The sequence below is a fragment of the Allobosea sp. genome (genome assembly GCF_035944895.1).
Classification (GTDB): domain Bacteria; phylum Pseudomonadota; class Alphaproteobacteria; order Rhizobiales; family Beijerinckiaceae; genus Allobosea.
In genome coordinates, this window is the sequence record NZ_DASZAT010000008.1 from 17,839 (window position 1) to 42,508 (window position 24,670).

Here is a 24,670-nt window from a genome sequence, read left to right on the forward strand (position 1 = left end):
CAAGGGGAGAAGGGTTCGCGTCGCAGTTCGCACGCATCACACCCAGCCCATCAGCTCCCGGCGGACCACGGCCTCGATCACCTGCATGCCCTCTTCGGAATCGTTGAGGCAGGGCAGGTAGGCGAACTCCTTGCCGCCATTGTGCATGAAGATCTCGCGGTTCTCGACGTCGAGCTCCTCGAGTGTCTCGAGGCAGTCGGCGGAGAAGCCGGGCGCGACGATGGCGAGCGACTTCGTTCCGCCCTGCGCCAGCGCCTTCACGGTCTCGTCGGTATAGGGCTGCAGCCACTCGTCCGGCCCGAAGCGCGACTGGAAGGTCAGGCGGAAACGCTCCTCGCTGAGGCCGAGCTTCTCGCCCAGCAGCCGGGCGGTGACGGCGCACTGGCAGTAATAGGGATCGCCCTTGAGCAGGTATTCCTTCGGCATGCCGTGCAGCGAGCAGAGGATCACCTCGGGCTCGAAGCTGAGCTTGCTGAGCGAGTCCCGGATGGAGGTGGCGAGCGCGTCGATATAGGTCGGGTCGGCGTAATAGGGATGGGCGACCCGCACGGTCGGCTGCCAGCGCATCTCCATCAGGGCGCGGAAAGCCTGGTCGCAGGCGGTCGCCGAGGTCGGTGCGGCATATTGCGGATAGAGCGGCACCAGGAGGATGCGGTCGCAGCCCCGGTCGAGCAGGGCCTTCAGGCGGCTCTTCACATCCGGCAGGCCGTAGCGCATCGCCCAGTCGACGGTGATGCGGCCATCGGTATCCCCCGCCAGTCGTTCGGCGAGTTTCTCCGTCTGCGCGCGCGTGATCGTCTTGAGCGGCCCCTCGTTGCGCTCATTGTTCCAGATCGAGGCGTAGTCCCTGCCTTTGCGGCCCGGGCGCGTCGACAGGATGATCAGGTTGAGGATCGGCCACCATTTCCAGCGGGGCTCCTCGATGACGCGGCGGTCGGAGAGGAATTCCTTGAGGTAGGCCCGCATCGGCTTGTAGCTGGTGCCCTCGGGCGTGCCGAGGTTCATCAAGAGCACGCCGATGCGGCCGCTTTTGATGGTGGCGTGGTCAGGCGGCAAACTCGGCTTGAGGCTCATCACATCCGCTTTCGTTCGGCTGTGATTTAGACGAGTTACGGTTTTCGTCCAGCCGGACCATGCGGGGTGCGACACTGCGGAAGCAGCCCTCTCGCAAGCCGGCTAGGCTCTTGCTAGTCTTTGTCGAAATCAAAACCGCAGGGGTTCGCGCCGATGACCAAGATGACCCGCCGCCACGCGTTCCGCGTTCTCGGCGCTCCCGCAGCCCTTGCCGCCACCGCGCCGATCGCGAAGGCGCAGACGCCGCCAGCGAGCTTCACGCTGCTGCTCGTCAACGACATCTACAAGATGAGCGACGACAAGGGCAAAGGCGGCTTTGCCCGGGCGGCCGGCATCGCGAAGGCCGAGCGGGCGCGCGGCGTGCCCGTCCTGTTCTGCCATGCCGGCGACTGCTACTCGCCCTCGCTGATGTCGGGCTTCGACCAGGGGGCCCATATCGTCGCGATGCAGAACAAGATGGGCATCGACGTCTTCGTGCCCGGCAATCACGAATTCGATTTCGGCAAGGAGAACTATCTCAAGCTCGCCGCGGCCCAGACCTATCCGACCTTCGCGGCCAATCTGCGCGATGCCGCCGGCAACCCGCTGCCGGGACACAAGGACTCGCAGATCTTCGAGCTCGGCGGCATCAAGGTCGGCGTGATCGGCACGACCTTCGATCCGACGCCGCAGCTTTCCAATCCCGGCGACCTGAAATTTTCCTCGACCATGGAGGCGCTGCGGCGCGAGGCCCGCAAGCTGAAAAGCGAGGGCGCCGACATCCTCGTCGCGGTGGTGCATGCCGACCGGGCGATGGACTACGAGATCGTGCGCTCGCGCGTGGTCGATATCCTGCTCACCGGCCACGACCACGACCTTGCCATCGCCTATGACGGCAAGGTGGTGATGGTCGAGTCGAACGAGGAGGGCAATTACGTTACCGCGATCGACATCGCCGCCAAGGCGAGTGGCGAAGGCGCCAATCGCAAGGTCGAGTGGACGCCGACCTTCCGCGTCAACGACAGCCGCGCCGCGACGCCCGATCCCGAGGTCGCCGCCATCGTCAAGGGCTACGAGACCGAACTGTCGAAGGAGCTCGACATCGAGATCGGGACGCTGGCCGCTCCGCTCGATTCCCGCACCGGCGTGATCCGCACGCAGGAGACGGCCATCGGCAACCTGATCGCCGACGCGATCAGGGCGGCGACCGGCGCACAGCTCGCCATCACCAATGCCGGCGGCATCCGGGCCAACAAGCAGTATCCGGCCGGCCACAAGCTGACGCGGCGCGACGTGCTGAGCGAATTGCCGTTCGGCAATGCGACGTCGATGGTCGAGATCACCGGCAAGGATGTGAAGGACGCGATCGAGAACGGTTTGCGCGATGCCCCGCAAGGCTCCGGCCGCTTCCCGGTGGTGTCGGGCCTCACCTTCGAGGCCGACCTCAAGCAACCGCAGGGCTCGCGCGTCACCTCCGTCAAGGTCGACGGCAAGGAGATCGATCCGGCCGGCAAATACACCGTCGCGACCAACAACTTCATGCTGACGGGCGGCGACGGTTACACTGCGCTCGGCCGCGGCAAGACGCTGATCGGCCTGACGGACGGCAAGCTGATGGCGAACGAGGTGATGGTCTATATCCGCCGCCTCGGCACGGTCGACGCCAAGGTCGAGGGCCGGGCGGTGCTGAAATAGCCGGCGCTGTCTGATCGCCCCGACAGGAACCCGCGCGGCCCTGCCGGCCGCGGTGCAGCGGAATCAATGCGATAGTCGTCAGCCGGGCTTGACGAAGCCCGGCCAGTAATGCCCGTCGGGGGTGGGGCGTTTGCCGAAGATCGCCTGGCCGACCCGGACCACGCTCGCCCCTTCTTCGATCGCCTCCTCGAAATCGCCGGTCATGCCCATGGACAGGCCGGTCAATCCCGGATGGCGCGAAGCGGCTTCGTCACGCAGGCGGCGCAGCAGGGCAAAGCAGGGGCGCACCCGCGCCATGTCGGAGCTGAACAGAGCGAGCGTCATCAGGCCGCGCGGTTGCAGCCGCGGGAACTCGCCAATGCGGTCGACGAAGGGCAGCAGCGCATCCGGATGCAGGCCGAACTTGCTGTCCTCGTTCGAGGTGTTGACCTGCACGTAGACGTCGAGCGTGCGGCCCTCGCGCTCCAGCTGCCGGTCGAGCATTTCGGCGAGCTTCAGGCTGTCGAGCGCATGGAACTCCCGGGCGAAGCGGGTGAGGTACTTGACCTTGTTGCTCTGGAGATGGCCGACGATGCTCCAGTCGATGGCTAGGTCGCCCAGCGCCTCGCGCTTGCCCATCGCCTCCTGGATCTTGTTTTCGCCGAAGGCGGTGATGCCCGCCGCGAAGGCGCGGCGCAGGACCTGTGCCGGCACCGTCTTGGTGATCGGCAGCAGTCGCACCGAGGCGCGGTCCCGCCCGGCGCGTGCGCAGGCTCGGGCGATGCGCTCCTCCACGGCGGCCAGATTCGTGCGGAACGTGCCGACCGGATCAGGGCCGAAGCGCTCGATATCTGCGGCGGAGAGCGATGTGTCGGCGGGTGGCTGGTCGATATCTGCAACGGTCAACGTTCGCATCTCCGTCGGCGCCCGTCGCGGCAGCCTGAAACTGGCGTGGGCTGACCGTCATCACTACGGACGGCTGGTCCGGACGGAACGTCCAGTTAAACGCTATCACGATGGACCAGTTGACGATGCGTGGAGCGTGCCAACTTCACGGGGAACCGCCACTGTCATCCGCGCCCGCCTCGGTATTGCCGGAGGCGAGCAGCTGGATGGTCTCGGCCGTGCCGCCCTTCGGCGAGAGCGTCACCTCGACGCCGAAATCCCTGAACAAGCCGAGCTCCCTGGCGACGAAGAACGGCGCGCAGTCGGCGAAGGGCGAATAGAGGAGCTCGACCTTGGGCAGCTTCTGCGCCCGGGCGGCCGAGGCGAATGCGGGAGCGAGCGCGGCTGGCGCCTGGGAGCCGATTGTCGCGGTTCATTCGGTTGCTGGTCGTGGACGGGTTGATCGCGGCAGCCTTTGCGGTTCTCATGCGATTTCCCGGTTCGCTTTCGGGAAGGCTGGATGATCGGTGTCGTATTTGCCGGGAGTCCCGACAATCCAGGGTCCGCAGTCGTCCGGAACGGGCGAGCATGACGGAGCCGACGGCGGCGCTGCATGATTATCATGCTGCAAGGAGGAACGATGACGATCGAACTCGGACGTGCTCAAGACACAAGGTGGCGATCCGCGGGCGCCGTGGCGTGCGGCATCGCGTTACCGCTCCTGCTGGCTGGCTGCGGTGGCGGCGAGGGGCTGTCGTCGTCCTCGGGTCGTGCTGCGAGCGCGCCGGCCCCGGCCGGGATATCGCGCAATGCCCTGATCGGGCGCTGGGGCGTCGCATCCTTCCATACGGAAAAGGACCGCAAGCGCACGGAAGCCGAGGCGCGGGCGCAGTGCAAGCAGCCCTATGTCATCGCGCAGGGCCCGGGCGACGGCGTGATGATGCACGCCGCTGACGATCCCAAGCTCTATGAGCTCAGGCTGAAGGCCGGAGCCGGCGGCAAGACCTATCTCGGCTTCGAGGCGCCGGCCGGTGATCCGCAGGACCGTGAACTGTTGTCGGTGAAGCCGAAGGAAATCGTGGCGCGCTTCGTCGATCCCGATGTGCATGCCCGCTACGGCACCTTCATCTACAGCCGCTGCGGTTGAACGGAGGCGATCAGATGAACCAGATCATTCGCGCCGCCCTGCACGGCCTGATCGTCTCCGGACTAGGGCTGGCGCCTGTTCTCGCGCTGCCGGGCGTCGCGGCGGCGCAACCGCGCCCGCCGGCGGCTCTCCACGAGACCATGGACGTCGGCGACGAGCCGGGCCGCGTCTCGACCGAGGAGGTCAGCATCACCGAGGGTCCCTATGCCCGCCAGATGGTGCTGTACCGCTCGAGCGAGGCGCCCGGCACCGTGGTGATCCATTCGGCCGAGCGCTTCCTCTATGTGGTGCAGGGCAATGGCCGGGCCCTACGCTATGGCATCGGCGTCGGCCGCGAGGGCTTCACCTGGTCCGGCCAGGTCCAGGTCAGCCGCAAGGCGGAGTGGCCGGACTGGCGCCCACCGCCGGAGATGCTGCAGCGCCAGCCCTATCTGCCGCGTTTCATGGCCGGCGGCCCGGGTAACCCGATGGGTGCGCGCGCGCTCTATCTCGGCTCGACTGTCTTTCGCATCCACGGCACCAACCAGCCGGAGACGATCGGCCAGGCGATCTCGTCGGGCTGCTTCCGGCTCGCCAATGGCGATATCGCCGACCTCTACGACCGCGTGCCGCTCGGTACCAAGGTCGTCATCCGCCACAAGGCGACGCTATGACCGGCCCCGCTGCCTCAGCCGACCTGCAGAAGGAACAGACAGACATGTCGAAGGTCTCCTGGATTGCCCGCAGCGGTCTCGGCCTCGCCGTCCTTGTCGGCTTCGCACTTCCCGCCGCCGCCGGCACGCTCGACACCGTGAAGCAGCGCGGCACGCTGCAATGCGGCGTCAGCGAAGGGGTGGTCGGCTTCTCGGAGAAGGATGCCCAGGGTGCCTGGCGCGGCTTCGATGTCGATTTCTGCCGCGCGGTCGCGGCGGTTGTGCTCGGCGATGCCGGCAAGGTCGTCTTCACCCCGCTGTCGGCGAGCCAGCGTTTCGACGCGCTGAAGGGCGGCACGGTCGATCTCTTGGCGCGCAATTCGACCTGGACGCTCGGGCGCGAGGCCGAGCTTGGGTTGGCGTTCGCGGGGATCACCTATCATGACGGCCAGGGCTTCCTGGCGAAGCGCGCGCTCAAGGTCGATTCAGCCCTTTCGCTCGACAAGGCGAAGATCTGCGTCGAGGCCGGCACGACCACGCAGCTCAACCTCGCCGATTTCTTCAAGGCCAACTCGATGAGCTATGAGGAGAAGGTCCATCCGAGCGCGGCCGAGGCCTTCGCCGCTTTCGAGGGCGGGCAATGCGATGTGCTGACCCGCGACCAGTCGGCGCTGCATGGCGAACGGCTCAGGCTTGCCAAGCCGGCCGAAGCGATCGTTCTGCCGGACGTGATCTCGAAGGAACCGCTCGGGCCGGTGGTGCGCAGCGACGACTTCCCCTGGTTCACGGTGGTGAAATGGGTGAATTTCGCGCTGGTCAATGCCGAGGAACTCGGCGTCTCCGCGGCGAATCTCGACGATGCCCTCAAGTCGCAGAAGCCGGACGTGCGCCGCTTCACCGGCGCCGAGGGCGGCTTCGGCAAGGCGCTCGGCCTCCAGGCCGACTGGGCGGTCCGTGCCGTCAAGGCGGGCGGGAACTATGCCGAGATCTATGAACGCAATCTCGGCACCGGCTCGAAGCTCGGCATCCCGCGCGGGCTCAACCAGCTCTGGAACATGGGCGGCGTGCTCTACGCGCCGCCACTGCGATAGGCGCCGGCCGCCTGGCTTGCCCGGGCCGGGCTTCAGGACTGGAACAGGCGGCTGTACTGCGTTTCATGCCAGGCGCTCGCCATCGCCAAAGCGGGGGCAAGGTTGCCGATCTCGTCGTCGCGAAGCGAGCGGGCCCGGGCCGCGGCTTCGCCGATCGCGGTGGCGGCCTCGATGAGCAGGCGCTGGCCGGCCGTATGCCCGAGCGGCACCAGCTTGATCGCCGCGGTCACCTGCCCCTCGACATAGACCCACAGGAACCCCTTGAGGGCTGCTTCCGGGGCGATGCGCCAATGCCGGCCGGCCAGGGCGAAGGCGGCGGCATAGGTCAGAGCGTCGCCGGCATGATGCCGGGCGGCGGGGACGTCGAGATCGGCAAGCAGCCGCAGCAGCGCTTCGCCCTGCCGCTTGTCCTCGCGCTGGAATTCCCGGCTTTCGCGCCCGGCCGCGAGCCAGGCATTGGCCATCAGGAAGCGTTCCTGGTCGCCTTCCTCCAGCGCCATCGCCATGCGCCAGAACAGGGCGCCGTCCAGTTGTGCGACATTGGCCCTGAGCGTGCCGAGGATCCAGTCGCGCGCGCTCGCTTCGTTGGAGATCCAGCCGGCGTGGACGGCCGCTTCCAGCCCGCGCGAATAGGAGAAGCCGCCGACCGGCAGGCCCTGGCTCACCAGGCGCAGCAGATGCAGCGGGAGCGAATCCCGGTCGCCGTTGGAGACTGGGGCGCCGTCCATCTCTCAGGCCTCGGCCGTGCTGGCCTCGCTGGCGTGCTGCGTCCGCAAGCCGCCATGCGCGACGATGAAATCGACGATCGTGTCGAGGCCCTTGCCGCGCGAGAGATCGGTGAAGCCGAAGGGGCGCTTTCCACGCATCCGGGCCGCATCGTCACGCATCACGTCGAGATCGGCGTTCACATAAGGGGCGAGGTCGCTCTTGTTGATGACGAGGAAGTCGGAGCGGGTGATGCCCGGCCCGCCCTTGCGGGGGATGTCCTCGCCCTGGCACACGGAGATGACATAGAGCGTGAGGTCGGCGAGGTCGGGCGAGAAGGTGGCCGCCAGGTTGTCGCCGCCGGATTCGATGAAGACGATGTCGAGGTCGGGAATCCGCCGGTTGATCTCGGCGATGGCCTGCAGGTTGATCGAGGCGTCCTCCCTGATCGCCGTATGCGGGCAGCCGCCGGTCTCGACGCCGACGATGCGCTCCTCGGGCAGCGCCTGCCGGCGCACCAGGACCATGGCGTCTTCCTTGGTGTAGATGTCGTTGGTGACGACGGCGATCGAGTAGTCCTCCCGCATCGCCTTGCACAATTTCTCCGTAAGCATCGTCTTGCCCGAGCCGACGGGGCCGCCGATGCCGACGCGGAGGGGGCCGTTCTTCGAGATCATGAGCGCAGAGCCTCGAGCGATGGACGTGGCTGACAGCCTACGAGCTTCCCGTGCCGGTTTCAGCGATGATGGTGATCGAGCTTCCCGTCGCCGTGGGAATGGCCATGATGGTGGGAATGGCCGTGGTCGTGATGGTGGTGCCCGTGATCATGCGAGTGGTCATGCCCATGTCCATGGTCATGCGCGTGGCTGTGGCCATGGCCGGAATAGGCGCCGCGCACCGGGTCAAACGGCGCGACGACGTCCTCGACCTTGGCGCCGAGCCCTTCGAGCATGGTCTTGATGACGTGGTCGCGCAGGATCAGGATGCGGTCTGTCGCGATGGCCGCGGCGAGATGGCGGTTGCCGATATGCCAGGCGAGCTCGGCAAGATGCAGCGGATCCCGGGCCCGGATCGCATAGAGCGGCTCGTCGGCGGCGGCGATCTCGACCAGGCCGCCGCCCTCGATCGCCAAGGCGTCGCCGCCAGCCAGCACGACCGTTTCGGGCAGGTCGACCAGAACCTGGCCGCCATCGCTGGTTTCGATCATGCGCCGGCGCAGATGCCGCGCGTCGTGCTCGAGGACCGCGCGGCCGAGCACGGGCTCATGCGGCGCGGCCACATCAACCGCACGCCGGACGGCTATCGCTTTCAACATGCTGAACCCCGTTTCGGACACCCTGCCTGCCTTTGGCGAACCGGCCAAGCCTGCCCGCTCTCGCAAGGAACAGGCCTGGACGCTATTCGAAGGTCGGACGATGCGCCAGTATCCGGCTAGGGAACATCTTCGCCCGGAGATTTGGCGAAGCTCGACTCAGGTTTGGTTTCGTTGATTGCTGAAATAATAGGCGAATGTCGCTAATATAGGCTCAAATTTGCTCTCGATTGAAGCATGAGGTGGCTTACGCCGACTGAAGCGCGGTTCATGAACGCAGCTGTGCCTACTCGCCCCTCCGAACCGGCCCACTCGACCGTGGCTTGCCCGACTCGCGCCCGGTATGCGGCGCAGCCGAGCTCGTGGCCTGCCGAGCTCGAGCTATGGTTCGCGCACAGCGCCGGCAAGACCCGGCTTGTCCGCCGCCGTCATCTCGGTCCGCTCGTGGTGCAGCGGCCGTTCCATCCGGAGAAGGACGGAACCTGCCATGTCTACCTTTTGCACCCGCCGGGCGGGGTCGCGGGCGGCGACCGGCTCGATCTGCGCTTCCATCTCGACGCCGGAGCGCGCGCGCTGCTGACGACGCCCGGCGCGACGAAATTCTATCGCAGTGAACACAGCGCCGGCACGCAATCGGCCGATATCGCGGTCGGGGCCGGCGCTGTCTGCGAATACCTGCCGCAGGAAACCATCGTCTTCGACGGGGCCGATGCGCGGATCGAGACCAAGGTGTCGCTCGCGCCTGACGCCACCTATGTCGGCTGGGACTTTCTGTGCCTCGGGCGCCCGGCGGCCGGAGAACGTTTCGAGACGGGGAGGCTGAGCCAGCGCATCGAGATCGTGCGGAATGGCAGGCCGATCTGGTTCGAGCGCCTGGAACTGCGGGGCGGCTCGCCCCTGTTGGAGGCCGCTTTTTCCCTGGCCAGCCAGCCGAGCTGGGGAACGATGATCTATGCCGGCACCGTCACCGAGGATGCGGCGGAGCAGGTGCGGGCCGCGATCGGCGCGGCGGGGAATGGTGTCTTCTGCGTCAGCCAGCTCGAGGAGGCCGTGGTCTGCCGCTATCTCGGGCCACGGGTCGGCGACGGCAAGGCGTTGTTCGTGCGGGCATGGAACGTGCTTCGGAGCCTGGGTCAGGGCAAGGTGGCCGATATTCCGCGCATCTGGGCCACCTGAAACGATCGATTGCGAGGATGGGGGAAAGCGATGGAGCTGCTTCCGCGCGAGAAGGACAAGCTACTGCTCTTTACCGCGGCGCTGCTGGCGGAACGGCGCAAGGCGCGAGGCGTCAAGCTGAACTATCCGGAGACCGTCGCCTATCTCTCGGCCGCCATCCTGGAGGGCGCGCGCGACGGGCGCACCGTGGCGGAGCTGATGTCCTATGGCGCGACGCTGCTGACGCGCGAGGACGTCATGGACGGCGTCCCGGAGATGATCCACGACGTGCAGGTCGAAGCCACCTTTCCGGACGGAACCAAGCTGGTCACCGTCCACAACCCGATTCCGTGAGGCGGCGCGATGATCCCGGGCGAATTCTTCATCGAGGACGGCACGATCGAGCTCAATGCCGGCCGCGAGCGGCGGTCGATCGAGGTCGCCAATTCCGGCGACCGGCCGATCCAGGTCGGCTCGCACTATCATTTCTACGAGACCAATGCGGCGCTGCAGTTCGAGCGCGAAACGGCGAGGGGCTTCCGGCTCGACATTCCGGCCGGCACGGCCATCCGCTTCGAGCCGGGACAATCGCGCACGATCGCGCTGGTCGCACTGGACGGCGACAGGGTGGTCTACGGCTTCAACGCCAGGGTCATGGGCAGACTGGAGGCCTGAGATGGTGCGCATCACCCGCGAGAACTATGCCTCGCTCTACGGTCCGACCAAGGGCGACCGCATCCGCCTCGCCGATACCGAGCTCGTGATCGAGATCGAGGAGGACCGCACCGTCTATGGCGAGGAGGTCACCTTCGGCGGCGGCAAGGTCATTCGTGACGGCATGGGCCAGGGCCAGCGCAACGCCGCCGAGGTCGTCGACCTTGTCATCACCAATGCGGTGATCCTCGACCACTGGGGCATCGTGAAGGCCGATGTCGGCATCAAGGGCGGGCGCATCGCGGCGATCGGCAAGGCCGGGAATCCCGACATCCAGCCCGGCGTCGACATCGTCATCGGTCCCGGCACCGACGTCATTGCCGGCGAGGGCAAGATCCTGACCGCTGGCGGCATCGACAGCCATATCCATTTCATCTGCCCGCAGCAGGCCGATGAAGCGCTCGCCAGCGGCACCACGACGCTGGTCGGCGGCGGCACCGGCCCCTCCGTCGGCACGCTCGCCACCACCGTCACGCCCGGCCCCTGGTACATTCATCGCATGCTCGAGGCGATCGAGGCCTTGCCGGTCAATGTCGGGCTGCTCGGCAAGGGCAATGCCAGCCTGCCCGAGCCGCTGCGCGAGCAGGTCCGGGCCGGCGTCATCGGCCTCAAGCTGCATGAGGACTGGGGCACGACTCCGGCGGCGATCGACAACTGCCTTTCCGTCGCCGACGAGATGGACGTCCAGGTCGCGCTGCACTCGGACACGCTGAACGAGAGCGGCTTCGTCGCCGACACCTTCGCGGCGATGAAGGGCCGCGCCATCCACTCCTTCCATACGGAAGGCGCGGGAGGCGGCCATGCGCCGGACATCATCACCGCCGCCGGCCAGGAGAATATCCTGCCGTCCTCGACCAATCCGACCCGGCCCTACACGGTCAACACCATCGACGAGCATCTCGACATGCTGATGGTGTGCCACCACCTCAGCCCGCAGATCCCCGAGGACGTCGCCTTCGCCGAATCGCGCATCCGCAAGGAGACGATCGCGGCGGAGGACATCCTGCACGATCTCGGCGCCTTCTCGATGATGTCCTCGGATTCGCAGGCGATGGGCCGCATCGGCGAGACGACGCTGCGTTGCTGGCAGACGGCGCACAAGATGAAGGTCCAGCGCGGGCCCCTGCCGGAGGACAGCGCGCGCAACGACAATTTCCGCTGCAAGCGCTATGTCGCCAAGTATACGATCAACCCGGCGATCACCCATGGCTTCGCCCATGAGATCGGCTCGGTCGAAGTCGGCAAGCGCGCCGATCTCGTGCTTTGGAAGCCGGCCTTCTTCGGGGTCAAGCCGTCGCTCGTGCTGATCGGCGGCATGATCGCCACCGCTCCGATGGGCGATCCGAACGCCTCGATCTCGACGCCGCAGCCGGTCCATTACCGGCCGATGTACGGCGTGCTCGGGCGCGCCCGCGGCAGGACCGGGGTCACCTTCGTCTCGCAGGCTGCGCTCGACGACGGGATCGGCGACCGGCTCGGCCTGCAGAAGCAGCTGGTGGCGGTGAAGGGCACGCGCGGCGTCAGCAAGAAGGACATGATCCACAACACGCTGACGCCCAAGATCGAGGTCGATCCGCAGAATTATCAGGTGCGCATCGACGGCGAGCTGATCACCTGCGAGCCCGCGACCTCCCTGCCGATGACACAGCGCTACTTCCTGTTCTGAGGGGGACAAGCCGGCACGGATCTGCGCCGTGGGAGAAGTCCGATCGGCTTGCGACAGTGCCGGGACGATCCCTTGAAGGACGACATGAAAATCGGCGCCGGCGGCGCGGGTGCCTGAAACGAACGTTTGATGGGTCGCCTTGATCCGTGCTGCGAGGGGCGATAGTGACGGAAGCCCATGTTCCGTTACGGAATGGGCATCCGGCCGGAATGCGGCCGCGCGAGAGCCGAAGGCGCGCGAGGCAAGGCATGAGAGCACGCAGCGCGAGAAGGTCGGCCGGGACCGCGACAGCGGAGGTGACGAAGCCAAGCCCGATGCGCGGCGAGATCCTCGCCGCCGCCGCCGAGATCATCGTGCGCAAAGGCTACGATGCGTGCACCATGCGGGCGGTGGCGGCGCTGGTCGATATGAAGGCCGGCAGCCTCTACTATCACTTCAAGTCGAAGGATGAGATCGTCGAGGAGATCCTCAATCAGGGCATCGAAACGCTCCATGCCCGCGTGACGGAGGCGATGCGGGCCTTGCCGAAGGAGGCTCCATTCGCAGACCGGCTCTCTGCGGCTGTCGGGGTGCACATTGCGGGACTGGTCGGCAAGGACCAGACATACATGCATGTCTACGAGTATCTGCCGCCGGTCATCAAGCGGCGCAGCCGCAAGATGCGAGAGACCTATGCCCAGCTCTGGCACGATCTGTTCGCCGGCGGCGTCGCCAGCGGCGAGGTCGATGCCGGCATCGATCTGCAGCTGATGGTGCCGTATTTCCTCGGTGGGCTGAACCGCGTGCCGGAATGGCTGCGCGCCAGCGGCGCCAGCGGCAACCAGGTCGCGGCACTCGCCATCACGACCCTGCTCGACGGAATCAGGGCCGGGCGGTAGCGGCTGCGATCAGGCGTAACCGTCCCCTGCCGTCGGGTCGCGTCTTGCTCAGCCTGTCGAACGCCGGCGCGAGGCGATGGCAACGACGATCACGACGGCGACCATCAGCGAGCTCACCACGATCAGGGCCGTCGCCAGCGAGACGGCAGTCATCACCGCGCTCGCGAGGATGATCCCGGTGGCATTCGCGGTGCGCAGCAATGCGAAGACTTCGGGGCGCTTTTCCGGGGGCGCGAGCGAATCGAGGGCGAGCGAATAATGGGTTCCCAGCGGAGCAAGCACCGCTCCGACCAGAACGGCGCCAAGGACCGTGGCAGCCATCGAGATCTGGGCAGCAGCGAGCATCGCCCCGGCCGTCATGATCATCAGCTGGATCAGGACCGCGCGGCGGCTTCCCATGCGGTTGCGGACACTGACCCAGATGCCGCCGGCCACCGAGGCGATGCAGAGCGGGACGGTGAACAGGATGGCCAAAGCGGGGGCGTAGCCGAAATGCAGCGCCAGGGCGACGGCGCCGATCTCCAGAGCCGCCACGGTCGAGCTGCCTGCCGCCGCGCAGGCCAGCCAGAGCAGGATCGCCGGGCTGATGACCGAGGTGTCGGCCCGATGGACCTCTTCGGACGGCGTCGAGATGACCGTGGGGACGAGCAGGGCCGGAATTGCGCCGAGGGCTGCGATGACCAGGACGGCGAGCACGGGGGATAGGGTGCCCAGGCCGGACGCCGCCACGGGAGCCAGGACGAACGTCACCTCGTTGAGCGTGGCTGCGATGCCGAGCGCCCTCGGCAGCTTCGTTGGCGGCGTGAGCTGGTTGAGGATCGTCCGAAGATATCCGAACGCCGCGCCGTTCACCGCCCCCGCCAGCGCCGAGAATACGACCAGCCAGATGAAGGGCGCCGAATAATGCGCCAGCAAGGCGACGGTGCCGAGCGCCACCGTGCGGAACAGGACCAGCAGCCGCAGGAAGATCGCGGGCGGCAGGCCTCGCCCTGCCCGGGTGATCGGGATCGCGCCGGCGACCTGCGCCAGCGTCATTGCGAGGATCATTCCCGCCCCGCCGCTGGTGTCTCCCGTGAGCGCCAGGGCGATCAGCGCAAACGCGACCGGCCCGGCTGCTTGCGGGACGGTCAGGGTGGCGGAGGAGATGAACCAGCGAATCAGCGGCACGGGGCTTGCTGTCGTGGTCGTGGCAGTCGTCATGGGCCGGCCCCAGCGAAAAGGGCCGGGCCGTTCCCGGACATTGAAATCCCCTGGGGGGAGCGAGGACGTTACCTCGGGAGCCTGGTTAGCAAGCCCTGCGAGGCTGTCAATCCGACGGCTCGGGTAGCGGTGCGGCCGTGCCACCGTCGCGATGCTGCTATTCGGGCGCGATCCAGTAGTCGGCGAGCGAGACCGGCCTCACCGCTTGCCCGGCTTCCTGGATGGCGAGGCAGAGGGCCACGGCGTTGCGCGCTTCGACGAGGCTGAGCGATGGCTCACCCTGGCCGGCGAAGGAGGCGAGGGCGACAGCAAGGTTCTGTTCAAGCTCGAACAGCTCGCCGGAGAAGGCGATCGGGCGTTCGCCGGCGTCGCTCTCGCAGGCGGCCTGGACCCAGAGCGAGAAGCTCGGATGCTCGGCGCGATCGAAGGCGCCGCTCCAGCTCGTGCGGATCGCGCCTGCGCTGCCGGCGATCTCGAGCAGGGAATGGTGCTGGAAGCCGGCGAGGCACTGCGTCACCAGAGCGCTCGAGCTGTCCGGCCAGTCGAGCAAGGCCGAGAGCGTCTGCGGCATCGCCGAGCCGTCGCTGGCGCGCGCGGTGACCCGATCGGGCAGGCCGTTCTCCCTTGCGTACCACATCACGAGATCGACGAAGTGGACCAGCTCTTCCAGGCTGTAGGAGCCGACGCGCGCTTCATCCTGCCGCCAGCCGCCCGAGCCCGGCCGGAAAGGGCGGCGGAAGAGCGAGAGATGCTGGTGGGTGACCCGCCCGATCTCGTCGGCAGCGATGATCTCGCGCACCTGCCGCCATTGCTGCGAGACCCGCAATTCGTGATTGACCGCGACCTTGCGGCCGCTCTCCCGCGCCGCGGCAAGCACCGCGTCGCATTCGGCCAAGGTGACGCCGAGGGGCTTTTCCAGGATCACGTGCTTGCCCGCCCTCAAGGCAGCGACGGCGTAGCGCGCATGCAGGTGGTTCGGCACGGCGATCGCGACGACGTCGAGCGGCAGCGCGATCAGATCCTCGACGCTGCGGACGAGCACGGCATCGGGATGGGCTGAGGCGGCAGCCTGCGCCGTCGCGTCGCCATGACAGAAGATCGCCGCGAGCTCTGTGCCCTGCAATTGCGCGTAGACCCGCGCATGCAGGCGCCCCCAGGCGCCGAAACCGGCGAGTCCGACACGCATCGCGCTCACGCCTTGCTGGTCGTGACGCCGTCGGCGACGCCATGGAAGCGCGCCGCGGCCGCGTCGGCATTGCGCAGGAGCAGCGAGAAGTCGTTGGCGACCGAGACGAAATCGAAGCCGGAGCGGATATGGCGCTCGGCGATCTCGTCATTGGGGGCGAGCGCGCCGACCGCCTTGCCGAAAGGCCGGCAGCGCCTGAGCCCATCCTCGATCGCAGCGGTGACGTCGGGATGGGCGGCCTGGCCGGGCATGCCCATGCTGGCGGCAAGATCGCCCGGCCCGAAGAAGACGGCGTCGACGCCATCAACGGCCGCGATCTCCTCGCAGCGGTCGAGCGCCTCCTTGGTCTCGATCTGGACGATCAGGAACAGCGACTGGCTCGCCTGCGCCGCATAGTCCTTGAAGCGGGTATAGCGGCTGGCCCGGTGCATCGCGGCGATGCCGCGGATGCCGTGCGGGGGATAGCGCAGCGACTGGACGGCGCGGGCGGCCTCCTCCGACGTCTGCACGAAGGGCAGCATCAGCGTGGCGATGCCGGCGTCGAGATGCTGCTTGATCAGCAGCGGATCGTTCCAGAGCAGCCGCACGATCGGGATGGTCGGCGTCGCGGCGATAGCCCGGCAATGCGCCATCGCATCGTGCAGCGAGACAGGTGCGTGCTCGCCATCGACCAGCAACCAGTCATAGCCGGACCAGCCGAGCGCTTCCGTCGCATCGACGCTGTTCAGCATCGACCAGATGCCGACGAGTGGACGACCCTGGCGCATCGCCTCGCGGAACGGATTGGGCCGGGTGGCGTGGATATCGGTCATGAGCGTCTCTCCCGGAGATGGCGAGGTCTGGTCGCCGTGCGCGAAAAAGCTGGCGCGGGGTGTTCGGGGCGGTCTAATCCGGCATGAGGACGAGCCGGAGTGCTGGAGACATGGCCTACCCGTCGGATGAGGTCGTCATCACCGCCGTCAGGGCAGTGGCGGTGCGCGCGCCGATCGAGACGCATGTGCGGACCTCCTTCGGCATCATGCGCGACCGGCCGGCCGTCTTCGTCGAGGTCGAGGACTCCGGCGGCCATCGCGGTCTCGGCGAGATCTGGTGCAATTTCCCCTCGGTCGGCGCCGAGCACCGGGCGCGGCTCGTGCTGGAGACGGCCGGGCCGCTGCTGCAGCAGCTCTCGCCGCTGCCGGTCGGCGAGGTCTTCGCGAGGCTGATGGATAGGCTGCACGTCCTCGCCATCCAATCGGGCGAATGGGGGCCGCTGCGCCAGGTCTGCGCCGGCCTGGACATCGCCTGCCATGACCTGACGGCACGGCGCGCGGGCCTGCCGCTCTATGGCTATCTCGACGGGCAGGCCTCGGGCTCGGTCGGCGCCTACGCCAGCGGCATCGGCCCGGAAGCGCCGGCGGAGGTGGCGGCGCGCGAGCTGGCGCGAGGGCATGAATGCTTCAAGCTGAAGGTCGGCTTCGGCATGGAGACCGATACGAAATCGCTCGACGCGATCCGCGGCGCGATCGGCGATCGCCGCCTGATGATCGATGCCAACCAGGGCTGGAACCTCGACCAGGCCGTCTTGCATGGCAGGCGTTTCGCCAACTACCGGCTGGACTGGCTGGAGGAGCCCTTGCGGGCCGATCGCCCGCTCGATGAGTGGCTCGGCCTGCACGAGGCGATGCCGATCGCGATCGCAGCCGGCGAGAACATGAACGCGCCTGCGGAATTCGAGGCTGCCATCGCCTCGGGGCTCTTCCGTTTCCTGCAGCCGGACGCAGCGAAATGGGGTGGGCTCAGTGGCTGCCTGACGGTGGCCCGGGCGGCGCGTGCGGCGGGCCTTGTGTACTGCCCGCATTATCTCGGCGGCGGCGTAGGCCTCCTGGCCTCGGCCCATCTGCTGGCAGCGGCGGGCGGCGAGGGCCTGCTGGAGATCGACACGAACCCGAACCCGTGGCGCGACAATCTCATTGCCGGCCTGATGCCGCTCTCTGGCGGCAGGGTGACGCTGAGCGAACGGCCCGGCATCGGCCTTTCCGGCGACCTGGACGAGATCGTCGCGCGCGCGGCGTAGGCGCATGGGAGGGGTCACGTGCTGCCCCGCCTCACCAGCTCGAAGCCGAGATCGTGAACGCCGCCGGTCGGCAGATGGCCGGCGATGCGCTCGCGCAGCACCTCCGCGATCTTGAGGCCGATCGCCCGCCGCGGCAGGCTGACCGTGCTGAGGCCGGGCTCGCAGGCAGCGGCGAAGTCGACATCGCCGACGCCGCAGATCTTCAGCCGGTCCGGCACGGACCAACCCAGGCGCTGCGCCTCGAACAGCGCGCCGAGCGCCACGACATCGTTCGTGCACAGCACGGCGTCGACATCGGGATGGCCGGCCATCAGCTCGGCGAAGGCCTTGGCGCCCCTGACGGAGGTCGGCAGGCCGGGAAGCTGCACTTCAGCCGGCGGCTCATAGCCGATGCTCTGCGCGGTCTCGAAGAAGCCGGCGCGTCTGGCATCGGCGCGATAATCGCGCTGGTGCATGGCGCCGACGAAACCGAGGCGCCTGGCGCCGCGCTCCTTGAAATGCCGGGCGACCGCGACGCCGATATCGCGCTGGGAGAAGCCGACGGCGGTGTCGATCGGGTTGTCGGTGAGCTCCCACATCTCGACGATCGGCACGTCGGTATCGAGCAAAGCGCGCATCGCGCCGCGACTGTGCCGGCAACCGGTGATGACCAGCGCGGCGGGTGACCAGGCCAGCATCGAGGCGATCAGTCGCTCCTCGCTCTCCATCTCGTAATGGCTGTTGCCGATCAGGAGCTGGTAGCCGGCGCCGGCCAGTCCTTCCTCGATCGCTTCGAGTGTCACCGAGAAGAAGGCGTTGATCATCGAGGGGATGATCACGCCGATGGTCTTGCTGCGGGCGCTGGCGAGCGCGCCGGCCATCAGGTTCGGCCGATAGGAGAGATGCTCGACCGCCGCGGCGATCTTGCCGCGAACTTCCGGCGAGACGAGCTCGGGCTGGCGCAGCGCGCGCGAGACGGTGGCGGTCGAGACGCCGGCGATGCGCGCGACATCGGCCATGCGCGGGCGCGCCGTGCCGGAGCGCCCGCGCAAAGCGGGCGCCGGCTTCGTCCTCTCGGCTTCCTTGCTGCCATTCATCAGAAGATGCCCGGTTCGGCCGTCGGCGGGCCATGTTCGAGGAAATCGAAATCGCAGCCCTTGTCGGCCTGGGTTACCGTGCGCTGGAACAGCATGCCGTAGCCGCGGCCATAGAGCGGCGGCGGCTCCTTCCAGGCGGCCCTGCGCCGGGCGAGCTCGGCCTCGTCGACCAGCATGTCCAGGCGCCGGTTCGGCACGTCGAGGACGATCTCGTCGCCGGTCTGGACCAGAGCGAGAGGGCCGCCGACATGCGATTCCGGTGCGACATGCAGCACGCAGGTGCCGTAATGGGTGCCGCTCATGCGCGCATCGGAGATGCGGACCATGTCGCGCACGCCCTTGGCGAGCAGCTTCTTCGGCAGGGCCAGCGCCCCCCATTCCGGCATGCCGGGCGCGCCGACCGGGCCGGCGCCGCGCAGGATGAGCACGCTGGTCTCATCGACATCGAGGTCGGGGTCCTCGACGCCCTTGGCGAGGGCGACGGGGCCGTCGAAGACGACCGCCTTGCCGCGATGGACCAGCAGTTCGGGCGTCGCGGCGGACGGCTTGATGACGGCGCCGTCAGGGGCGAGGTTGCCGCGCAGCACGGCGATGGCGGGCATCGCGCCGACCGGGTTCGAGAGCGGCCGGATGACATCCTCGTCGACGACCCGTGCCCGCTCCAGCGCTTCGCCCAGCGTCTGGCCGAGGACATTGCGGGCGCTGAGGTCGAGCCGGTCCGTCAGCCGCGACATCAGCCCGCCTAGGCCGCCGGCGAAGTAGAAATCCTCCATCAGGAAATTCCCGGCCGGGAAGACATTAGCAAGGATCGGCGTCTCCCGAGCGATCGCGTCGAAGTCGTCGAGCGAGATCGTGAGGCCGGCGCGCCGCGCCATGGCGATGAGGTGGATCGCCGCATTGGTCGAGCCCGAGAGGGCGACATCGACATGCAGCGCGTTGCGGACCGAGCCCTGCGTCAGGATCTGCGAGGGCTTCAGGTCCTCCCAGACCATCTCGACGATCCGCTCGCCACAGGCCGAGGCCATGCGGGTATGGGCGGAATCCATGGCGGGGATGCTGGAGGCGAAAGGCAGCGTCAGCCCGAGCGCATCGGTGATCGCGGTCATCGTCGAAGCCGTGCCCATGGTGTTGCAGGTGCCGGGCGATCGGGTCGAGATGCCTTCGATCTCGACCAGCTCGGTCTCGCTGAGCTTTCCGGCCCGGTACTCGTTCCAGTATTTCATGGTGTGCGTGCCGGCGCCGACGCGCGTGCCACGCCAGCTGCTGTTGAGCATCGGCCCGGCCGGGCAGAAGATCGCCGGCAGATCCATGCTGAGCGCGCCCATCAGCAGCCCGGGCGTGGTCTTGTCGCAGCCGCCGAGCAGGACGGCGCCGTCGATCGGGTGCTGGCGCAGCAGTTCCTCCGCCTCCATGGCGAGGAGGTTGCGGTAGAGCATGGTGGTCGGCTTGACCATGACCTCGCCGAGCGACAGCGCCGGCAGTTCGACCGGCTGGCCGCCGGCGCGGATGATCCCGCGCTTCACCGCCTCGGCCCGCTCGCGCAGATGGGCGTGGCAGGGCGAGAGATCGCTCCAGGTGTTCAGGATCGCGATCACCGGCCGGCCCATGAACTCCTCGCGGCGCAGGCCCATCTGCTGCATGCGCTGGCGATGGGCGAAGGCGCGCATGCCTTCAGCCGAATACCAGCGCGCACTGCGCAATTCTTCAGGGCGGCGGGACGGCAACGGCGGCAACTCCTTGGCAGGATTTCGCGTTAGATGACATCGCTTTCATAACCCTGTCAATCGAAGGAAATACACCAGAAGTTGCCTGAAAAAAGGAAATTTATGCTGACATCAACCCGCCTTGACCGAGTAAATGTAACCGCTATCATCGCTATCGAAGCTTGCCCGGAGAGGCGAGGCGCCAATTCATTTCAGGGAGGGCGGCATGGACCGCAGAACACTGATCAAGACCGGCCTGGCAGCGGCTGGAACGGTTGCGATGCCGGCCTATCTGCGAGCGCAGTCGAACCGCAAGCTCAGCATCCTGACCTGGAACATCGCCGACCAGGAGGCGCTGTTCAAAGAGGAGTTCGCCGACTTCAAGGCGCAGAATCCGGGCGTCGAGATCGAGTGGCTCGACAAGAAGGGGCCGGAGCTGCCGGCCTTCTACCAGACGCAGCTCGTCGCCGGCACGGCTCCCGACATCATCGACCTGCAGGGGATGATCTGGGTGGAGTGGGCGGCGAATGGCGCCCTGCTCGACTTGACGCCCTATATGCAGAAGGAGCCGGATGTCGCCAAGCTCTACAATCAGGATTACCTGGCGAGCTTCGTCTACGACAAGAAGAACTATGTGATTCCCTTCTACATCGCCAAGACACTGCTGTTCTACAACAAGACGATGTTCAAGGAGGCCGGCCTGGCGGACGCGCCCAAGTCGTTCGACGAGATCGTCAACTTCAGCCAGGCGATGGCGAAGGGCGAGAAGACCGGCTTCCTGACGCTGAATTTCGACTGGCTCTACTGGCCGTTGATGCAGATGAATGGCGTCGAGCTGCTGAAGCCGGACATGAAGACGCCGGCCTTCAACACGCCCAAGACGATCGAGGTGCTGGAGAAGCTGGCCAAGGCGACCGCCTCGGGCGGGATCAACAAGATCGCCTGGACCGGGCGCTGGGTCGAGCCAAACGGCGCCTTCGCCTCCGGCAATGTCGGCATGCTGCAGGCCCATTCGGCCTCGTATTTCTTCGTCAAGGGCCAGGCGCCCTGGGTCAATCCCGACACGCTCGGCGCGGCGCAGAACCCCGGCAACTGGTCGACGCCGACTAATCACGGCTTCGCCATCTCGAAATCATCGAAGAATCCGGATCTCGCCTGGGCTCTGGTCAAGCATATGACCGGCAACAAATGGGCGACCGAGTTCTCCCTGCGCCGTCGCATCCTCACCGGCAACCTCGCCGCCGACAAGGTCGGGCTGGAGAAGGTCAAGGCCGAGGATCCGCTGGCCCATGCCGTGCTGCTGACGCAGCTCGAGCACACCGACAAGATGTGCGGCAACTGGCCCCTGCCGAACGATGCGCAGGTCAAGGACGCCTTCTGGGCCGAGATCCAGAACGCCGTGCTCGGTCGCAAGGACGCCAAGACGGCGCTGGCCGACGCCGAACGCGCCGTGACGCGCGTCATGCGCCGGTCCTGAGCGGGGAGCGGCGCCGGTTATGGCAATGGCTATGTCCGCCGCGCCCGAACGGCGGCGTACCTCGTTCCTGCGCAAGGCGACGACGCGCCAGGCCATCCTGGTCTGGTGCTTCCTCCTGCCGTCGCTGCTGATCTTCCTGCTCTATCGCATCCTGCCGCTGGCCTGGAACATCCTGCTCTCGTTCCAGGCCTGGTCGCCACTGAAGCCGGCGGTCTTCATCGGCCTCGAGAACTACGAGGAGATGCTGACCGACGAGGTGTTCTGGCAATCGCTCTGGAACACCGTCTTCATCATCCTGTCGGCGCCGGTCGGCATCGCGATGGCGCTCGGCCTGGCGTTGCTGGTCAATTCCAACATCAGCGGCCGCAATGTCTACCGCACGCTGATCTTCCTGTCCTATCCGCTGATGACGGTCGCGGTCGCGATCATCTGGCGCTGGATGTATGACGAGCGCGTCGGCCTGCTGAACTATGTGGCCCGGCTGCTGCACCTCACCGATACGCCGATCCCGTTCCTGAACTCGTTCTTCTGGGCGCTGCCCTCGGTCGTCGCAGCCAATATCTGGCAAATGCTCGGCTTCTACATGATCATCCTGCTCACGGGCTTGCAGAACATCCCGAGCTCGCTGTTCGAGGCAGCCGAGATCGACGGCGCCACTGCCGGCGACCGCTTCTGGCGCATCATCCTGCCGCTGCTGCGGCCCTCGATCTTCCTGTGCTTCGTCATCGGCATGCTGAACTCGGTGACCAGCTTCGACCTGGTCTATGTCATGACCGGCGGCGGCCCCGGCCGGGCCACCGAGATTCTCGTCACCTACATCTACAAGCTCGGCTTCGTGCAGACGCGCTTCGACTATGCGGCTGCGGTGACGGTCGTGTTCTTCGTCTTCCTGATCACGATCGCCTGGGCGGCGAACCGGCTCTCCGGCGGCAACGCCGGCGCGAGGGACATGGAATGATGCGCCGCTCCCCGACCTGGCCGATCCACCTCGCCTTGATGGCGGTGTGCTTCGTGATGCTGGTGCCGTTCTACTGGGTGATGAAGACCTCCGTCTCGGGCGAGAACATCTTCACCTATCCGCCCAACATCGTCCCGCAGAACCCGAACATCTTCTATTATGTCGATGTCTGGTATGCGATCCCGTTCGCCCGCTACTTTCTGAACAGCGTCATCGTCTCGGCCATCACGATCGCGGCCAACATCGTCTTCAACGCGATGGCAGGCTATGCGCTGACCCGCGAGTTCCGGGGCAAGGGCTTCATCCTGATCCTGTTCCTGTCCTGCATGATGGTCCCGTTCCAGGCGACGATCATCCCGGCCTATCTGATCACCGGCCAGCTCGGGCTGCTGAATTCCTATGTCGGCCTGGCCCTGCCGCAGTTCTCGACGATCATCTGCATCTTCGTGTTCAAGGCGAGCTTCGATGCGATCCCGGGCTCGCTGATCGACGCGGCCAAGGTCGACGGCCTGCCGGAATGGCGCATCGTCTGGACGATCATGCTGCCGCTGGCCAAGTCCGCCATGGCAACGAACGTGATCCTCTCCTTCATCTGGTCCTGGAACAACTTCCTCTGGCCGCTGATCATGACGCGGACGCCGGAGATGCAGACGCTGCCGCTCGGGCTGGCGCGCTTCCTGTCCTATCAGGAGGATACCACCGGGGCGCTCTACGCCTTCTGCATCATGGTGCTCGCGCCCGGCATCCTGCTCTTCCTGCTGGCGCAGAAGGAGTTCATCCAGGGGCTCACCTCCGGCGCGACGAAGGGCTAGGCGATGGAAGCTTATTCCGGCAGCCCGCGACGTGGTTGGAAGAAGTGGCTGCTCAACCGCTTCGTGCTGGTCCCGGCCGCGATCCTCGCGGTTGCGGGCGCCTGGGATCTCTACGCCTCGACGCATGATGACGGGCTCGTCACCGGGCAGGTGCTGGACGCGCAGGGCAAGCCGGTCGAAGGCGCCGACGTTACGCTCTGGGTCTTCAGCTTCACCACCTTCGCCGAGAATCGCAGCGTCAAGACAGGCGCTGACGGCAGCTTCCGCATCACCGGCAACCCCTCTCACCATATTCAGCTCAGCGCGGTGAAGCCCGGCATCGGCTCGTCCCAGCGCATCCCGATCCGGCTCTATTTCCGCTCGCAGAACACGACGTTGACAGCGCCGCTCGTCCTCTCCGGCAAGGGCTGACTCACCCCGCAAACATCGGCTCCGGCAGGCCCTTCACGCCGAGGCCATGGATGGCGAACAGGTTCCCGGCCTGCGGCGTGCGCGCCCGCTCCTCCTCGCTCAGCATCGAGGCGGCGCTGGTGACGTAGAGCACGTCGAGCCCATCGCCGCCGAAGGTGCACATGGTCGGATGCTTGACCGGCATGTCGATCAGCCGGTCGAAGCGCCCCTTCGGATCGACCCGGGCGATCTTGCCGCCATGCACCAGCGCGCACCAGTAGAAGCCCTCGGCATCGACCGTCGCGCCGTCGCAGCGTCCTTCGATCTCGCGGGTCGAGAAGAAGACGCGGCGATTGGAGATGGCGCCGGAATCGATGTCGAAGTCGTAGGCGAAGACGGTCTCGGCCCGCGAATCCGCAAAGTACATGGTGCGGTCATCGGGCGAGAAGGCGATGCCGTTGGAGACGATGAAGCCTCGGTCCATGCGGTGAGCGCTGAGGTCGGGATCGAGGCGATAAAGCGCGCCGCTCGGGTCCTTCAGCGCGCCGTCGCGCGAGCCGCACCAGAACCGGCCGCGCCTGTCGCATTTGCCGTCGTTGAGGACGTTGGCGGGTTTCTCCGGTTCGGGATCGACCAGCGGCGTCACCGCGCCGGTTGCGAGATCGACCGTGGCGAAACCAGTCTGCAGCGAGGCGATCAGCCCGCCGCCACGCTTTATCGCGAAGGAGCCGACGATCGCCGGCATCGGCCAGGTGGCCAATCCCTCCGCCGGATGCCAGCGATGGATCGCCGGCCTGAGCGCATCGACGAAATAGAGCGCGCCTTCGCCGCCATGCCAGCACGGGCCTTCCCCAAGGGCGAAAGGGCCGGGCAGGACGGTCTCGATCTGCGGCTTCATCG

The 24,670-nt window shown here is 66.9% G+C and carries 26 protein-coding genes; 14 read left to right on the forward strand and 12 right to left on the reverse strand.

The annotated features are described in order from the left end of the window. Positions 1–36 precede the first annotated feature (36 nt). Positions 37–1,074: a ferrochelatase gene (gene hemH / locus VGV58_RS11740; protein ID WP_326874198.1), complete on the reverse strand. Its 1,038-nt coding sequence runs from the start codon at positions 1,072–1,074 to the stop codon at positions 37–39. Positions 1,075–1,227: 153 nt separating this feature from the next. Between hemH and VGV58_RS11745 the strand changes: the two genes are divergently transcribed. Continuing rightward, a complete protein-coding gene (locus VGV58_RS11745; RefSeq protein ID WP_326874199.1) occupies positions 1,228–2,748 on the forward strand; it encodes a bifunctional metallophosphatase/5'-nucleotidase in 1,521 nt (506 codons plus the stop codon). A gap of 78 nt (positions 2,749–2,826) precedes the next feature. Here the strand turns inward: VGV58_RS11745 and VGV58_RS11750 are convergent, their stop codons facing one another. Next, complete coding sequence (locus VGV58_RS11750; RefSeq protein ID WP_326874200.1) at positions 2,827–3,633, reverse strand: YggS family pyridoxal phosphate-dependent enzyme; 807 nt, start codon at positions 3,631–3,633, stop codon at positions 2,827–2,829. A gap of 145 nt (positions 3,634–3,778) precedes the next feature. Further along, positions 3,779–4,036, reverse strand: coding sequence for an ABC transporter substrate-binding protein (locus VGV58_RS11755; RefSeq protein ID WP_326874906.1), 258 nt, complete (start codon positions 4,034–4,036; stop codon positions 3,779–3,781). A 216-nt stretch (positions 4,037–4,252) separates the two neighbouring features. On the opposite strand from VGV58_RS11755, the gene VGV58_RS11760 reads away from it, so the two are divergent. The 3 genes from VGV58_RS11760 to VGV58_RS11770 are packed head-to-tail and all read left to right on the forward strand — an operon-like array spanning position 4,253 to position 6,482. Next, positions 4,253–4,759 carry a hypothetical protein gene (locus tag VGV58_RS11760; RefSeq protein ID WP_326874201.1) on the forward strand — a complete coding sequence of 169 codons (507 nt, stop codon included), beginning with the start codon at positions 4,253–4,255 and terminating at the stop codon, positions 4,757–4,759. A 14-nt stretch (positions 4,760–4,773) separates the two neighbouring features. Further along, positions 4,774–5,412: a L,D-transpeptidase gene (locus VGV58_RS11765; RefSeq protein WP_326874202.1), complete on the forward strand. Its 639-nt coding sequence runs from the start codon at positions 4,774–4,776 to the stop codon at positions 5,410–5,412. Between the two features lie 44 nt (positions 5,413–5,456). Beyond that, the gene (locus VGV58_RS11770; RefSeq protein ID WP_326874203.1) at positions 5,457–6,482 is read left to right on the forward strand and encodes an amino acid ABC transporter substrate-binding protein; all 1,026 of its coding nucleotides are present in this window, start codon (positions 5,457–5,459) and stop codon (positions 6,480–6,482) included. 32 nt (positions 6,483–6,514) lie between these two features. Here VGV58_RS11770 and VGV58_RS11775 read toward each other — a convergent pair whose 3' ends face one another. From VGV58_RS11775 to VGV58_RS11785, 3 genes are read right to left on the reverse strand one after another with little or no spacing between them, the layout of a single operon-like run. Then, positions 6,515–7,210, reverse strand: coding sequence for an urease accessory protein UreF (locus VGV58_RS11775; protein WP_326874204.1), 696 nt, complete (start codon positions 7,208–7,210; stop codon positions 6,515–6,517). A 3-nt stretch (positions 7,211–7,213) separates the two neighbouring features. After that, positions 7,214–7,864 (reverse strand): urease accessory protein UreG, encoded by a 651-nt coding sequence (gene ureG, locus VGV58_RS11780; protein WP_326874205.1) that lies wholly within the window; start codon positions 7,862–7,864, stop codon positions 7,214–7,216. Positions 7,865–7,923: 59 nt separating this feature from the next. After that, on the reverse strand, positions 7,924–8,502 hold the full coding sequence (locus tag VGV58_RS11785) for an urease accessory protein UreE (protein WP_326874206.1): 579 nt from the start codon (positions 8,500–8,502) through the stop codon (positions 7,924–7,926). Positions 8,503–8,769: 267 nt separating this feature from the next. On the opposite strand from VGV58_RS11785, the gene VGV58_RS11790 reads away from it, so the two are divergent. From VGV58_RS11790 to VGV58_RS11810, 5 genes are all read left to right on the forward strand, one after another. Further along, positions 8,770–9,675: an urease accessory protein UreD gene (locus tag VGV58_RS11790; RefSeq protein ID WP_326874207.1), complete on the forward strand. Its 906-nt coding sequence runs from the start codon at positions 8,770–8,772 to the stop codon at positions 9,673–9,675. A 30-nt stretch (positions 9,676–9,705) separates the two neighbouring features. Next, on the forward strand, positions 9,706–10,008 hold the full coding sequence (gene ureA / locus VGV58_RS11795; protein WP_326874208.1) for an urease subunit gamma: 303 nt from the start codon (positions 9,706–9,708) through the stop codon (positions 10,006–10,008). 9 nt (positions 10,009–10,017) lie between these two features. Continuing rightward, positions 10,018–10,329: an urease subunit beta gene (locus VGV58_RS11800; protein WP_326874209.1), complete on the forward strand. Its 312-nt coding sequence runs from the start codon at positions 10,018–10,020 to the stop codon at positions 10,327–10,329. A gap of 1 nt (position 10,330) precedes the next feature. Next, positions 10,331–12,034 (forward strand): urease subunit alpha, encoded by a 1,704-nt coding sequence (gene ureC, locus VGV58_RS11805; protein ID WP_326874210.1) that lies wholly within the window; start codon positions 10,331–10,333, stop codon positions 12,032–12,034. A gap of 296 nt (positions 12,035–12,330) precedes the next feature. Then, on the forward strand, positions 12,331–12,912 hold the full coding sequence (locus tag VGV58_RS11810; protein WP_326874211.1) for a TetR/AcrR family transcriptional regulator: 582 nt from the start codon (positions 12,331–12,333) through the stop codon (positions 12,910–12,912). A gap of 48 nt (positions 12,913–12,960) precedes the next feature. On the opposite strand, the gene VGV58_RS11815 is transcribed toward VGV58_RS11810, so the two are convergent. From VGV58_RS11815 to VGV58_RS11825, 3 genes are all read right to left on the reverse strand, one after another. Further along, entirely contained in the window at positions 12,961–14,112 is a 1,152-nt protein-coding gene (locus tag VGV58_RS11815; protein ID WP_326874212.1) for an MFS transporter, read from the reverse strand. 157 nt (positions 14,113–14,269) lie between these two features. Beyond that, a complete protein-coding gene (locus VGV58_RS11820) occupies positions 14,270–15,298 on the reverse strand; it encodes a Gfo/Idh/MocA family protein (protein WP_326874214.1) in 1,029 nt (342 codons plus the stop codon). Between the two features lie 5 nt (positions 15,299–15,303). Then, positions 15,304–16,110: an HpcH/HpaI aldolase family protein gene (locus VGV58_RS11825; protein ID WP_326874215.1), complete on the reverse strand. Its 807-nt coding sequence runs from the start codon at positions 16,108–16,110 to the stop codon at positions 15,304–15,306. 110 nt (positions 16,111–16,220) lie between these two features. On the opposite strand from VGV58_RS11825, the gene VGV58_RS11830 reads away from it, so the two are divergent. Next, complete coding sequence (locus tag VGV58_RS11830) at positions 16,221–17,354, forward strand: mandelate racemase/muconate lactonizing enzyme family protein (protein ID WP_326874216.1); 1,134 nt, start codon at positions 16,221–16,223, stop codon at positions 17,352–17,354. 14 nt (positions 17,355–17,368) lie between these two features. Here the strand turns inward: VGV58_RS11830 and VGV58_RS11835 are convergent, their stop codons facing one another. Both VGV58_RS11835 and araD read right to left on the reverse strand, forming a co-directional pair. After that, positions 17,369–18,430, reverse strand: coding sequence for a LacI family DNA-binding transcriptional regulator (locus tag VGV58_RS11835; RefSeq protein ID WP_326874217.1), 1,062 nt, complete (start codon positions 18,428–18,430; stop codon positions 17,369–17,371). Then, entirely contained in the window at positions 18,430–20,154 is a 1,725-nt protein-coding gene (gene araD / locus VGV58_RS11840; RefSeq protein WP_326874218.1) for an L-arabinonate dehydratase, read from the reverse strand. The genes VGV58_RS11835 and araD overlap by 1 nt, the downstream gene beginning before the upstream one ends. 205 nt (positions 20,155–20,359) lie before the next feature. Here araD and VGV58_RS11845 point away from each other — a divergent pair, with 205 nt between their 5' ends. From VGV58_RS11845 to VGV58_RS11860, 4 genes are read left to right on the forward strand one after another with little or no spacing between them, the layout of a single operon-like run. Next, positions 20,360–21,610, forward strand: a complete 1,251-nt coding sequence (locus VGV58_RS11845) for an ABC transporter substrate-binding protein (RefSeq protein WP_326874219.1) — start codon at positions 20,360–20,362, stop codon at positions 21,608–21,610. 25 nt (positions 21,611–21,635) lie between these two features. After that, positions 21,636–22,568, forward strand: coding sequence for a carbohydrate ABC transporter permease (locus tag VGV58_RS11850; RefSeq protein WP_326874220.1), 933 nt, complete (start codon positions 21,636–21,638; stop codon positions 22,566–22,568). Further along, entirely contained in the window at positions 22,565–23,380 is an 816-nt protein-coding gene (locus VGV58_RS11855; protein ID WP_326874221.1) for a carbohydrate ABC transporter permease, read from the forward strand. The genes VGV58_RS11850 and VGV58_RS11855 overlap by 4 nt, the downstream gene beginning before the upstream one ends. 3 nt (positions 23,381–23,383) lie before the next feature. Further along, entirely contained in the window at positions 23,384–23,791 is a 408-nt protein-coding gene (locus VGV58_RS11860; RefSeq protein WP_326874222.1) for a carboxypeptidase-like regulatory domain-containing protein, read from the forward strand. 1 nt (position 23,792) lies between these two features. Here VGV58_RS11860 and VGV58_RS11865 read toward each other — a convergent pair whose 3' ends face one another. Continuing rightward, positions 23,793–24,668 (reverse strand): SMP-30/gluconolactonase/LRE family protein, encoded by an 876-nt coding sequence (locus VGV58_RS11865; RefSeq protein ID WP_326874223.1) that lies wholly within the window; start codon positions 24,666–24,668, stop codon positions 23,793–23,795. Between the last annotated feature and the right edge of the window lie 2 nt (positions 24,669–24,670).